We start from the raw sequence: 13,268 nt of genomic DNA on the forward strand, positions 1-13,268 counted from the left end.
GACATGGTAAGGCGGTTGGCTTTCATCCTTTTGCTTGGCCTCATACTAAGGGCTGAAGATCTGCTTGTCGTGACCAATCCCTCCAACGATATAGGCCCGCTCGACGCGGTGCAGCTGCGGCAAATTTACCTTGGGAAACGGCGTTACTGGAAAACGTTGAAACTCTTTCCGATCAATCTTCCGCCTGGCAATCCGCTGCGAAGAAAATTTGAAATCCATCTTTTGCATATGACACCTTCGGCTTTGGATGCCTACTGGATGAAAGAGCATTACCTCGGTCGCCGTCCGCCATATCGCGTGGAATCAATTGAAAGTGTCATACGTTTCGTGAAAAAACTCAAAGGTGCCATCGGCTATATTCCACAGCATCGCATGAGCCGGGATCTGAAAGTGATATATCGGATTGAAGATGAATGAGTTACTTGCAAGCGTGGTGCCGTATTCATTGAAAAACAAACTGCGCATCGCATTATTTCTTATCGGAATCATCCCTTTTATCTTCATACTTCTTTATCTGCACAACCTTGGGCGTCAGAAAATTCTGGACGATACCCTGGCCGTTCAACATGCCCAGATGCGGCTGGTGAAAAAGACGATCGAACAGCATCTCGTTTCGCTGGAAAAGGAGCTTCGGTTCCTTGCATCGTTGGAGATAATGAACGATATTGTCGTGGATGACGTGGATAAGCGGATTGCCGGATTGCTGAGTCAGAAAAAGCGTGATCTTGGCGACAAAGTCGATCTGTTCGCATTGAATGAGCATATGACCACAGTGGCTTCGACCACCCCAAGAGCCCACCCTTTCCCTTATGCCAAGCCTATGCAAAAAGCTTTGCGCCGAAAAAAGAATCACTTTTACGAGGGGAAATTTCTCATCTTCTTTACACCGGTCAAGACCTCTTTGCAAAAAGAAAAACCCTTGGGCTATCTCGTGCTCCGTTATGATTTGCAGGATCTGAAACGCTTTACATTGAAACAAAGAGGTCTTCAGACGATCTTCTATTTTCCCCAAAACGGTTTGCAAATCGCAGAGAATTCCCTTTCCCTGAAATGGAAACCGAAAAGCTGTGGGAAAGATCGGATCACCGAAAAATATCTTGTGCTATGTGAGCATTTCGGCGGTCCCCTTGGAGCAGGTGTCATCGTCAATGTGGTGGACAAAGTGACCGCTCTATCTTTTCTCGATCATTTCATACGGTTTTTGTGGATACTCTTTTCCATCGGATTTGGGCTTATCGCCATCTTTTCCTGGTGGGTCGGGGAACGGATTTTAAAACCCGTGGAAAAGTTGACCGATGCAACCCGGCATATCGTCCAGACAAGAGACTACGGTACCAGGGTCGACGTCGAATCCCGTGACGAGATAGCACAACTCGCGCGCCATTTCAATGTGATGGTTGCAGAGACACAGCGTACGCTGAGAATGTTGGAAGAAGAGAGCCGTCAGCGGCTTTTGCGCTTTGTTCAGTTGATCGCATTCTTCAACAAAATTATCCGGACCGAAAACGAACAGGCCTGTATCGAAACGGCTCTGGAAGAGCTTGGAAAACTGATGCCCACAAAACGCTTCTTTTTTACCTGGAAAGATCCTGAAAAAGAGGAAGCGACCATCAACCTGCCGCTGTATGTGAAAGATTTCGAAAAAGGTGGAAATGTTCTATATGGCGTGATCGTTCTGCGCGATCAAGCGGACGGAATCGATGTACACGAGATGGAATTTTACCGTTCCGTTGCCAAAATGATCATGCTGCAGCTCGATCAAATCCGGCTCATTAAAGGGATCAAAGCGGTCTCTTTGGCCAAATCGACCTTCATTTCACACATGTCCCACGAATTACGCACCCCTTTGCATACCATTTTGAGTGCCACGCAGTATCTCATCGGTTACGAGGGACTCTCGGCGTCGCAGCAGGACAGGGTATCGACCATCGAAGCGGCTGCGGGGCATCTGCTGGGAATGATCAACGATATTCTGGATCTGGTACAGATCGAAGCGGGAAAGGTGCCTGTCAACAAAAAAGAGTATACCTGTGGCGAGATTGCAAAGGTGGTGGAAGAGGCGATCGAAATGCTCAGGGTGCTGGCAGAGGAAAAAGAACTGGCCTTGACATTCCAAAACCGTCTGCAAAAAGAGCAAAAGGTGGTAGCCGATGTCGATCTTCTCAAACAGATTCTTATCAATCTGCTTTCCAATGCCATCAAATTCACCGAAAAGGGCAGGGTGGAAGTGGTACTGCGTCTTTGCGGCACGCATTGTTGCATCGAAATCTCGGATACGGGTGTTGGACTCTCGCAAGAGGAGATCGCGGCTCTTTTCGAAGAGTTCGGCCGAGTAGAAAAAGGGGTGGAAGGCAATCAAAAAGGCAGTGGGCTGGGACTGGCGATCAGCCGGAAGCTGGCCCGTCTTTTCGGAGGAGATATCGAAATTCATAGCGAAGGAGCGGGCAAGGGGGTGACGGCGGTGTTGTCGATACCGGTATCAAAGTAAATGTATTACTCTTTGATGGTATAGCCGATGCCGCGGACCGTGACGATGAGGTTTTTAAGGCCGGTTTTTTTTCTGATATTTTTGATATGGACATCGAGTATATTGCTCTGCTTGAGGCTGGAGTATTCTCTACATAGATGCTCGTTGAGCTGATAGCGGGTCAGAACGATGTTTTTGTTTCGAAGCAGAAGTTCCAACAGATCGAATTCCGTAGGGCTAAGGGTAACGGTTTCGTTGTTGACTTTCACTTCTTTGCTCTTGGTATCAAGACTTAGGGGTCCGCTTTCAAGAACCGTGCGCTTTTGTGGTGCTTCTCTTCGCAGTAACGCACGGATTCTGGCCAGAAGTTCGATGTTGGAGTAGGGTTTGCAAAGATAGTCGTCGCCGCCGGCATCGAGGACTGTCACACGGTCGTCCACTTCGCTTTTGGCCGAAAGCATGAGCACGGGTGTCGCGATTTCCATATCGCGCAACTCTTTCAGCAAAGTCAAGCCACTCCCATCGGGCAGGTTCCAATCAAGTAGAATGAGATCATACCGTTTTTCATCACAGTAGCCCATCGCCTCTTTGTAATCGTAAGCGACGTCGCATCGGTATTTTTCCTGTTCCAGCAACGCTTTGAGTTGATTGGCGACGCTTTTTTCATCTTCTACGATCAGCAGGTGCACATTCCCCCCTTCATTGATTTTGGGTAGCTTAGTATAAAAGTTTTTCTCTTAAGGACATCTCTTTCAAGTCACAAAAGCGCCGGTTGAGGCTTAGGAGATGGGTTGGGATGAGTCTGGGGTATTGGAAACGCCGTTCATGAAAACTTCATGTTTCTCCTTTACACTTCGAACCATGAAATTCTTTTTCAAAGGTTCGTTATGAAATACATCTTCAGCGTCCCCTTATCGACGGTTGCGTTTCTTCTTCTTTTCTCAGCGGAATTTGGCTACTACCTTCTGATTTTGCAAACCGGAATCGTCCAGTATCACCATTCTATTTTGTCCGAAATTTGGACAATGCCTGTCGGTGGGATGGTTGGGTTGGTATGGTCCGTTAAACTCTATCCCAATAGGCATTGGCTGATGCCTTCGCTGCTTTTTTTACAGCTGATTCTTTCACTCTATTATGCTTCCGCCAATGAACTTGCACTCTTTCTTTTGGGGTTGATAAGCGGTCTGACGGCGCCGATTCTCATTGCGATGGTGCCCAGGCTGTGGGTCGCCGTTGTCGCACTGGCATTCTCCTACATTTTTAGTACCTATGTATTCGATGTGCCCGCAATAGATAGAACTTTCATCGCATTGTTGCTCTCCGCAGTGGCTTTTGGCGCGTCGTTACTGAGCGACGTGCAGACAGAAGCAGGAAAGCATGGGACGGTTTCGTTTCACGATCTGCGAAACATATTTCTCTGGCTGTTGCTCGATGCCACACTCTTTGAGACCCTATCCAGGGATGTCGTCATGCATCTGTGGGGAGATGAGGGTTTTGTTTTCACGATTATCGTCTTCCATCTCGTCGGCCTTGTTGTCGCTTACCATATGCGCTCCCATCGGCACAATAACGCTCTGCTTCTGGTATTTTTCGCCCTCACTTATGTGGCCTACGCATCTGGTAGTCGGTACAGTCTGTCCGTGATCTATCCATTTGTCATCTCCTACTACAATGTTGTTATTTTGGCAAAATTGATCCATCTTCCCTATCCCAAAATCGCCGTGGCTTCCTCGAGTCTGTGGGCCGCATCGGGTTTGGGGCTTTTGATTGCCCTTTCGCATACTTTTGTGATTGCATGGATCGTTTTGGCCGCCTTGTTTTTCAATTATGTAGCCGATATGGTCCGTAAAAAACCGATCTTTTGTCCGATCTTGAAACCTTTCAATCTTAATACAGGAGGATCACTATGAAACAAACGACACGCCTACTGGCGGGTTCACTTTTACTTGGCATGACGCTTTTTGCTTCGGAAGCATCCCATACGCCGGCACCTTGCAACGGCATCGACTATCCCGTTGGATGGCGACATTGGAGTGTTATCGCCCTATCCCATAGGATCGACAACCACACCGAACGCGTGATTCTTGGCAACGATGTCGCCATCGAGGCTATACGCCACCATCAAACCAATCCATGGCCCGATGGTGCGATTCTTGCAAAAGTCGTTTGGAAAGAGCGCCGACTCAAACGGTGGCACGATGCGGTAGTACCGAGGCAATTCGTTCATGCGGAATTCATGTTCAAAAATGCGACGAAATATCGCAAAACCCATGGTTGGGGATGGGCCCGATGGGTATCTGAAAAGTTACAACCTTTCCGTGGGGGAGACCATGTCTGTATGAATTGTCACAAACCTGTCGCTTCACATGATTGGGTCTATACCGAACCGGCTCAATTCCCCAAGCGTGTTCGGTAAGGAGCGTTGCATGTTACGAAATATCATTGTGATTCTGTTGGCCGTTTCTTCTCTTTTTGCGGCACATCTGTCGGTTTTGAATGGGGTCGTTCGGGCCCATACGGAGGTATTTGGTGACTCGACGATCGATCCGCAGACACGTGGTGTCGTTTCGCATCTGAGGATGGATGGTGATGTCGAAACGATGAAAGGGCGCGTCGAGGTTTCAATGGCCGATCTAAAAAGCGACAATGCCAAAAGAGACGAACATATGATGCAAACGATCGAAGCGAATCGATTTCCCCATGCGACCTATAGGTTTGAAAAAGTGACCAAAAAGCGAGGGGATCATTATGTGGTCGAGGGGGTATTGACCTTCCACGGTGTTCAAAGGCCATTGCGAATCGACGCCCAGATCCAAAACGGTGCACACACCCTCGCTTTTTTGGGACATAGCGTTTTCAAGATGTCCGATTATGGTGTCAAGCCACCTAAGCTTTTCTTTTTGACGGTGCGCGACCGCATCGATTTAACGATCGATGTGACGTTAAAAAAAGAGTAAGGAAAAGGTGGCATGTTCAAATCCTATCTGCGTTACAAAACCAAAACGTCGCTGATTTTGCTCTCGGCGGTCTCTGCCATCGCTTCGATTTTCATGATTACGGCACTTGGCAACGGCATCATCGACATGTATGCCTCCATGCTTAGAACGGATGGCGATCTTATTGTCATGCAAAAAGGGGTTGCCGATACCTTTTTTTCCGATGTCAACCGCTCTTTGATCGCACCGATTTCAAAAATCGATCGTATCCGATCGGTGCAGGGGGTCATCGTAGGCGCCGGAGCGATCGATTCGGTGCCGATTGCGGGCATCTATGGGGTGACGCAAAACCGTTTTAAAAATTACGCGCTTAAAAGTGGCCGATACCCAAAAGAAAAAGAGGCCATCATCGGGGAGAGTATCGCCAATCTTTTGGACAACCCTCGTCAAATTCATTTGATGGGTCAACCTTTCAAGGTTTCGGGCATTTATCATAGCGATATAGGGTTTGAAAACGGCGGTGTTGTCATCAACATCGCCGATGGGGAGAAGCTCTTTAAAAAACGTGCCTCTTTTTTGCTCGTTTCTCTCAAAGATCTTGGCGAGGGGGTCGACGGAATCATCGCCAAAATCGAAAAACTCGACAAAGATATCGAAGTGAAGTCGACGGAGGCTTTCATCGACAATTACAACCAATTCAAAATCATACGTATCTCCAGCGGTGTGATCGCTTCCATCTCCTTTTTCATGGGATTTTTGGCGATTGTCAGTCTTATGAGCATGATGATCAACGATCGGCGTTATGAATTTGGTATCAAGCGAGCGATGGGTATTTCGCAATGGAGGATCGTTTGGGAGATCGTCGTTGAGGTGGTGGTGCTGATTTTGATTGCCTTTACGGTGGCGTATGGGATCAGCCTTCTGCTTTTGGATTGGTTGCAGCATATCCCGAAATTTCAGGGGTATTTAAGTGGAAAGATCGACCTGCCGCTGTTTGTTAAACTGCTGATCGGCTCTCTTGCGATGGCTTTAACTGGAGCGCTCATTCCCGCTTTTCTTGCGGCGCGGATCGATCCGATCATTCTCATTCACAGGGGGCAGTAGTGTTGCGCGTTGAACATGTGTCACATCGGTATGGAAACGAGTCGGTGCTGTATAACATATCCTTTGACTTCGAACCGGGCGGTTTTTATGTGGTCAGTGGTGAAAGCGGCAGTGGAAAATCGACGCTTCTATCCATAGTTTCTACCCTTTTGAAGCCTTCCGAAGGCGTAATCTACTACAACGGTGTGGCGTTGGAAAAGATTCGCAATATCGATCGTTTCAGAAATCGCAATATCGGTTTCGTTTTTCAGTTTCACTATCTTATCGGCCACTTGAGCGTCTATGAAAACGTCGCGATAGCCACGAAAAAAGGGCGAAAGGAGATCATGTCGCTTTTGGATCGTCTTGGCATCGTCGATTTGGCATCGAAATATCCCGACCAAATCTCCGGTGGACAGCGCCAGCGCGCTGCGATCGCAAGGGCGTTGATCAACGACCCGCGCTACCTTTTTGCCGATGAACCGACTGGCAATCTCGATTCGAAAAATTCCCAAAAAGTTTTCGAACTGCTTCGTCAAACCGATGCGACCCGAATCGTTGTGACCCACGATAAGAGTGTTATTGAACCTACGGATTGTCTTATTGAGCTTAAGGATGGTAGGCTATGTTGAAAGAACGACTCGTGCCTTATGTCAAATTTTCTTATCTTTTTCTTGTGATGGCCGCTTTTTTTGGCCTTTTGTACGCCCTTCAGCTACTGGGATTCGGGATCGATCTGATTCGTCCGGATTTGACGCGATCGTTGCATATTTCACTGATGCTTTATGGTTTCATTCCTCTTATGATGAGCCTGTTGCCTTTTGCCCTGTTCGATAAAGATGGGGTGATCAACGAGAAGGCGATCGCTTCTTTGGAGCGTTTTTTGTGGCTATGGACCATTTTTCTCGTATTTATGATTTTCTCGATTTTGGCCGGTGCCACACGTGGACTGCCTTTTTACGATTTTGCCTATGAGCTCAATTTTCTTTTGGCCATGGCAGGGATTTTCTATATTACAGCGATTTTTAAAAGCATCGCCCATTACGAAAAGAAGCCGCTTTGGGTTCAAGTTTCCTTGGTTGCGGTTATCGTCAGTCCTATAGCGCTATTGGTGTTGATGCATCCAAAATATGGACAAGTAGAAAAAATGCTGATGGGACCCCATGGGGACAATACTTTGGGCATGAGTTTCGCACTGGTTGTCATCTACTATCTCGCGGTGAAACTCGCTTCGCCCAATCCCGCGTTTAAAACCCGATGGCATTTGCTGTGGATCGTCCCTTTGGCTGGATATATAGGAAGTGTCCTCTATCGATCTTTTATCGGTTCACTCTCCTATGATGCCGAATGGTTCTTGCAATACCTGACACTGTTTTATATTCCCCTTTTTGTCGTTTGGTGGAAAGATGCGAAACTTTCGATAAAAAAACATTTAACGCTTTTTATCTCCATGGCGGCTTTTCTCTTTGCGGATGCGGAGGGTAACATCTTGTTCATTCCTCACCTGCGCGCTCTCTTTCATCGAAACGATCTGGTGGTGGGGCACGCCCATGTGGCGGTTGGAATCGGATTGCTGTTTCTTGCGCTTTCCATCATCGAACCCTTCGTCAAAATTTCCATAAAGCGAGCCTTGTATTTGACGATGACGCTATGTATGATGGCACTCGTTCTTTCCATCAGCGGTTTTGCTCAGGCCGGATTTTTACCCATGCATATCGAGACGATGTGGGCGTTGCGCGCCCTTTTTGGGCTCTTTTTTATCGTGGGGTTGCTCTATCGATTACCGGTGCATTTTCTTCGACGGATGCGAAGCGTGGATTGGTACAACATGGCCGGATTTCTATCCGATGGAATCAGTGGATTCGTTTTGGTTCTTTTTGGCGGTTGGTTGTATTCTTTTATCGCACAAGATTATGCCCCCGGGTATCAGCAGGTCGTCTTTGGTTTTGTCATGGGGGTAGGGTGTATGCATCTTCTGGGGCTTCTGTTTTTTCGATACGCCCATGCCATGGCACAGGCGACGGTGATTGTAAGAACTTTGACGGCTGCCGGTTTTTTTGCGCTATATAAAGTGGGCGTTTTGGGATGGATCGCGCTTGTGATCGCCTTGGTTGATTTTTTCTTCGTGTTGGTCTATCTGTTTAAAGTGAAAGATCAAGCAAGACTTTGCAGGGTGGAGGCCGTATGAAAAGGTTGCTGCTTCTTTTATGGGTGGTTGGGGTTGGATTGTTCGCCCAGATTCGTGTGGGTGATACGTTTCCCGATATGACGCTGCCGGATCAATTCGGGAAAAAACACCCCGTAAGCTCAGAAGATAGAATGGTTCTGATCGCTTTTGAAAAAGATCTTTTTCTTGCCATGAGTCAAAAGTTCAAGCATGAAAAAAAGGGATTTTTAAAAAAACATGCCATCAAAGTGATCGCCGATATCAGCGGTATACCTGTTTTCATCGCCAGGATGTTCGCCATACCGAAAATGCGCACCTATCCATTCTCTATTCTACTTATTCGGGACGATTCGGGGAAGCGATTTGAGCGAAGAAAAGGAAAAGTGACGCTTTATATTTTGCAAAACAAAAAAGTGTGCGATGTTAGATTTGTCTCACCTGCAAATCTTGACACCATCATTACACATGACGGGCAAAAAAACAGAGCCGGCATTTGAATGATACGGTTTCAAAACGGAAGATTTGTTGGAAAATACGACACTTCCGACTATGGAGGAGTCTTCCAGATTCTAAAATGGAAGCTTTTTTACAGACGCAAAAACGTAGAGGATGGCAGTACTTTAAAACCGGTCGATATGTCCGAAAAATTGGCCAGTAAGGAAGATTTTCTTTGCTGGATTTCCCACGCTTCCTTTCTTGTGCAGCTCAACCACAAGCGCATTTTGATCGACCCCGTTTTTGGCAATATCCCTTTTTACCGACGCGCGATCCCCGCTGCTTATGCGCCACACATGCTTGGCAAGATCGACTATCTTCTTATCTCCCATACCCACTACGATCACTTCGATGCCCCTTCGATCGCGGAGATTTCGAAAACGTCACCGGTGGCGATCGTGCCGCTACGTATGGACAAACCATTGAAGCGAATCGTTCCTAAACTTGAGTGTATTCGGCTTGGGTGGTATGAGTGCCATGAACAGGATGGAATAAAAATCACACTCGTTCCCGCCAGACACTGGGGAAGGCGCGGCCTGTTTGATAAAAATCGTGTCCTTTGGGGTGGTTACATCATTCAAAGCGCTGATATAACCATCTATTTTGCGGGAGATACGGCTGTGGGTGAGCATTTTCAAGAGATCGGCAAGCGCTTTTCCATCGATTGGGCACTTTTGCCTATCGGTGCGTATGAGCCGGAATTTGTGATGAAACATCACCATCTCAATCCCGAAGAAGCCTTCGGCGCCTACCGGCAGCTTGGAGCGAAAAAGATGATCCCTATGCATTACGGCACTTTCCGGCTCAGTGACGAACCTCTGGGTGAGCCGTTGAAACGGATCGAAAAGATCGCCGCGACACATCCCGGAATGCTGGAGATTCTCAAGCCGGGTGAAGTAATGAGATTGTGAAATGTTTGAATTGTAACCATTTTTTCGGTGCGTTGGCAGTTGCGTGTGCATGAAAGCCCTATGCGGTCCATGTGACGTAGAAGATGGCAGAAACTGTGCGATGCCTGCGTCTTGTTACGTGGTGCACCATCGTTTTTTTCCGTCACTTCCCCTCAGCCCTTCATGAAAAATTCATATTCATCCTCTAATTTAGAGGCACAAATACAAAAATTTAGGAACAGCGTATGAAAAAATTCGAGTTGACCATTATCGTACCTGTATACAACGAAATTGAGAACCTCCCGCGGTTGGGTGCGGTTTTGCGGAACTATCTTGACAGAGCATCCAGAAAAAGCTGTGTACTGTTTGTAGATGACGGTTCCACCGATGGAAGCGGCAGTGCGATCCATAAACTTTGTAGAGAAGAGGAACGTTTCTTCTGTATCTCTTTTCGTCAAAACCGTGGGCTCAGTACGGCGATCAAAGCGGGAATCGACTATTGTGATACCCCGATATTGGGCTATATCGATGCAGATCTGCAGACCACGCCGGAAGATTTTGAATTGTTGCTACCCTTTATCGAAGAGTATGATGCCGTGGTCGGTTATCGCACCAAACGAAAAGATAGTTGGAGCAAAAAGATACAGTCCAAAATCGCCAATGCCATCCGGCGATGTATGATCGATGACGGGATTATCGACACCGGATGCCCGCTCAAACTTTTTCGCACCGATATATGCAAAAAAATTCCCTTTTTCGATGGCATGCACCGCTTCTGGGCGGCACTTGTACTGCTTGAAAACGGCCGTGTGAAGCAGGTGCCCGTCCGGCATTTCGAACGTATCGCCGGAAAATCGAAATTCAACTTTTTCAACCGATCCATCCGACCTTTGCAGGATATGTTGGCGTTTCGCTGGATGAAAAACCGATATATTCACTATGTCTTCGTTTCGGAGATACTGCCTTGAGCTTCTCCTGGTGGATTTACGGCATAGGGTTTTTGGCCCAGGCACTCTTTTCTGCCCGGCTGCTGGTGCAGTGGATTCACTCCGAACGGATGCGACGCGTGATGACACCGGAGCTTTTCTGGGAGTTGAGTCTGCTGGCCTCTTTTTTGATGTTCGTCTACGGTTGGCTCCATGACGATTTCGCCATCGTGCTGGGACAGAGTGTCAGTTATTTCATCTACATCCGCAATATGCAGCTGCAAGGGACGTGGTCCCGGCTCTCCAGGACACTTCGGGGCTTTTTGCTTCTTTTTCCGTTGCTGGTGTTGGGATATGGGTTCAATAACGGCGAAATCGATAGCGCCCGTTTTTTTCACAATCCGGCCATTCCGAACTGGCTGCTTGTGTGGGGCAGTGCGGGACAGCTGCTCTTTACATTCCGTTTCGTCTACCAGTGGTTGCTTTCGGAACGGGCACGCCATTCGCACCTTCCCGTGGGATTCTGGCTCATCAGCCTTGCAGGCTCTTCGATGATACTTCTGTATGCCATATGGCGCCGTGATCCGGTGCTTTTTATTGGGCAGATTTTCGGTTTTGTCGTCTATGGCCGTAATCTTTGGCTCTATTTTCTCGCAAAAGGGAGGCGCATTCCTGATGAAAACCGGATTTGATCGAAGCATGGCGCTTTTTTTGTTTTTTGCGGCGGTGGTACTTCTTATGGGTGCGGGAAGTTACGGGGTGATCGAAACGAGTGACGCCCGTTACGCCGAAATTGCACGGGAGATGCTGCATGGCGAAGACTGGCTCCATCCTTCTTTACTTGGGATACACCATTATCACAAGCCGCCGTTGACCTATCAGATCACGGCGCTTGGATATGAGATTTTCGGTATCAATCCATTCGGCGCACGTTTTTTCCTCCAGATTTCGGTCTTGCTGCAACTGTGGGTTGTCTATGCGATGGCAAGGGCGTTGGGGTTGAGAGAGCAGCCCGCCCGTAGGGCGGCCATCATCTATTTTACTTTTCCCCTCGTGCTGGCCTCTTCGCGCGACCTGACGACCGATTCCTTTTTGACCACATTCGCACTGGCGACCATGTATGCCTGGATTCGGTATCGACGGCAGGGTCGTGTAGGGTGGCTCTATCTTTTCGCTCTTTTTCTGGGGTTGGGTTTCTTGACCAAAGGACCGGTCGTTCTGATCGCACCCGGGCTTTTGGCTCTTTTGTGGCGGCCGGAAATGCCACGGCATAAGGTTTCAAAACGCCATCGATTCGCAGCTTTCGCCCTGTTCGTATTGCTGGCGGGGTCCTGGTTCGTCTATTTGGCATGGGAAAATCCCGCGTTTTGGAACTATTTCATCGAACGCCAAACCGTCCAGCGTTTTGGTAGCAACGTTTTTCATCGGCATGAACCCTTCTGGTATTACTGGGTTTTCGCTCCGTTGGTCGGCCTGCCCTGGCTGGCGGCACTGCCGTGGTTGTTGGTGAAGGCAGGAGAAAGAGGCAGGAAAGAGAAGCTTCTTAGTACACTCTTGTTGGCCGGTGGCATCGGCATCCTCTTTTTCTCACTCTCTTCTTCCAAACGGATCTTCTATATTCTTCCTCTTTTCGTTTTTTTCGCCCTGGCGACCGCCATCTTGATCGACCGGTTGGAGAACCGGGAGAGCCGTCGCCTGGCGAAAGGAATGACATTTTATACCGTGGGAGCTGCCATGCTCTTTTTCCTCATGCCGTGGTTGCCTTTGAAAAATGTGCATGTTCCTCCCATCGTCGACCTTTATGCGTTGGGGGCGCTGGCGGCGACAGGATGGATGTGGCGTTATGTCGATTCCAGCAAAAGCCGGGCGGTGCTGACGGCATCCATCGCGTCTGTGGTATTGCTTTTGTCGGCTACGGCGACGCTCTCGCTCTCTTCCGCCTCTTTCAAAATCGCCGACCCTGTGGCGAAATGGATTCGTCTCCATCACCTGCAGAATCGGACACTACTGGTTTACGACAGGCGTCTTCCTTCGCTGGCTTTCGCCCTGGACAAACCGATTGTCTCCCTCTATGACGGCAGTCGCGATCTTGACCGGGAGACACAGTTCGAACGGAGTGATCGATGGAAAAAAACGCTTTACAATCTTAAAGATCCCGAAGATGAGAAGCGACTGAAACGTGCACTCTCTGGCACTTCCTATTTATTGGTTCTTTATAGAAAAAGATTGCCCAAAAATCGGCAGTGGCTCATGGAAAATCTTGGGCATCAACAAAAAATCGGTCGGTGGAAGCTCTATTTTTGA

At 48.2% G+C, this 13,268-nt stretch carries 14 protein-coding genes; 13 read left to right on the top strand and 1 reads right to left on the bottom strand.

Annotation, left to right across the window (positions count from 1 at the left end):
- Window positions 1–3 precede the first annotated feature (3 nt).
- Both JMG82_RS11475 and JMG82_RS11480 read left to right on the top strand, forming a co-directional pair.
- Entirely contained in the window at window positions 4–417 is a 414-nt protein-coding gene (locus JMG82_RS11475; protein ID WP_201352864.1) for a type 2 periplasmic-binding domain-containing protein, read from the top strand.
- Entirely contained in the window at window positions 410–2,488 is a 2,079-nt protein-coding gene (locus JMG82_RS11480) for an ATP-binding protein (protein ID WP_201352865.1), read from the top strand. The genes JMG82_RS11475 and JMG82_RS11480 overlap by 8 nt, the downstream gene beginning before the upstream one ends.
- 5 nt (window positions 2,489–2,493) lie before the next feature.
- Here the strand turns inward: JMG82_RS11480 and JMG82_RS11485 are convergent, their stop codons facing one another.
- Window positions 2,494–3,156, bottom strand: a complete 663-nt coding sequence (locus JMG82_RS11485) for a response regulator transcription factor (protein ID WP_201352866.1) — start codon at window positions 3,154–3,156, stop codon at window positions 2,494–2,496.
- 198 nt (window positions 3,157–3,354) lie between these two features.
- On the opposite strand from JMG82_RS11485, the gene JMG82_RS11490 reads away from it, so the two are divergent.
- From JMG82_RS11490 to JMG82_RS11540, 11 genes are all read left to right on the top strand, one after another.
- Entirely contained in the window at window positions 3,355–4,377 is a 1,023-nt protein-coding gene (locus JMG82_RS11490; RefSeq protein WP_201352867.1) for a hypothetical protein, read from the top strand.
- Window positions 4,374–4,883, top strand: coding sequence for a cytochrome P460 family protein (locus JMG82_RS11495; RefSeq protein WP_201352868.1), 510 nt, complete (start codon window positions 4,374–4,376; stop codon window positions 4,881–4,883). The genes JMG82_RS11490 and JMG82_RS11495 overlap by 4 nt, the downstream gene beginning before the upstream one ends.
- A 10-nt stretch (window positions 4,884–4,893) precedes the next feature.
- Entirely contained in the window at window positions 4,894–5,424 is a 531-nt protein-coding gene (locus JMG82_RS11500) for a YceI family protein (RefSeq protein ID WP_201352869.1), read from the top strand.
- Window positions 5,425–5,436: 12 nt separating this feature from the next.
- The gene (locus JMG82_RS11505; RefSeq protein ID WP_201352870.1) at window positions 5,437–6,507 is read left to right on the top strand and encodes an ABC transporter permease; all 1,071 of its coding nucleotides are present in this window, start codon (window positions 5,437–5,439) and stop codon (window positions 6,505–6,507) included.
- A gap of 44 nt (window positions 6,508–6,551) precedes the next feature.
- Window positions 6,552–7,118 carry an ABC transporter ATP-binding protein gene (locus JMG82_RS11510; protein ID WP_236579142.1) on the top strand — a complete coding sequence of 189 codons (567 nt, stop codon included), beginning with the start codon at window positions 6,552–6,554 and terminating at the stop codon, window positions 7,116–7,118.
- Window positions 7,112–8,674, top strand: a complete 1,563-nt coding sequence (locus tag JMG82_RS11515; protein ID WP_201352872.1) for a hypothetical protein — start codon at window positions 7,112–7,114, stop codon at window positions 8,672–8,674. The genes JMG82_RS11510 and JMG82_RS11515 overlap by 7 nt, the downstream gene beginning before the upstream one ends.
- Window positions 8,671–9,150: a thioredoxin domain-containing protein gene (locus JMG82_RS11520; protein ID WP_201352873.1), complete on the top strand. Its 480-nt coding sequence runs from the start codon at window positions 8,671–8,673 to the stop codon at window positions 9,148–9,150. Before JMG82_RS11515 ends, JMG82_RS11520 begins: the two co-directional genes overlap by 4 nt.
- A complete protein-coding gene (locus JMG82_RS11525) occupies window positions 9,151–10,059 on the top strand; it encodes an MBL fold metallo-hydrolase (protein WP_201352874.1) in 909 nt (302 codons plus the stop codon). It abuts the gene before it with no gap.
- A gap of 224 nt (window positions 10,060–10,283) precedes the next feature.
- Window positions 10,284–11,006 (top strand): glycosyltransferase family 2 protein, encoded by a 723-nt coding sequence (locus JMG82_RS11530; RefSeq protein ID WP_201352875.1) that lies wholly within the window; start codon window positions 10,284–10,286, stop codon window positions 11,004–11,006.
- Window positions 11,003–11,656, top strand: a complete 654-nt coding sequence (locus JMG82_RS11535) for a lipid-A-disaccharide synthase N-terminal domain-containing protein (RefSeq protein ID WP_201352876.1) — start codon at window positions 11,003–11,005, stop codon at window positions 11,654–11,656. Before JMG82_RS11530 ends, JMG82_RS11535 begins: the two co-directional genes overlap by 4 nt.
- Window positions 11,640–13,268 carry an ArnT family glycosyltransferase gene (locus JMG82_RS11540; protein WP_201352877.1) on the top strand — a complete coding sequence of 543 codons (1,629 nt, stop codon included), beginning with the start codon at window positions 11,640–11,642 and terminating at the stop codon, window positions 13,266–13,268. The genes JMG82_RS11535 and JMG82_RS11540 overlap by 17 nt, the downstream gene beginning before the upstream one ends.

It is taken from the genome of Hydrogenimonas urashimensis (genome assembly GCF_016593255.1).
GTDB classification, from domain to species: domain Bacteria; phylum Campylobacterota; class Campylobacteria; order Campylobacterales; family Hydrogenimonadaceae; genus Hydrogenimonas; species Hydrogenimonas urashimensis.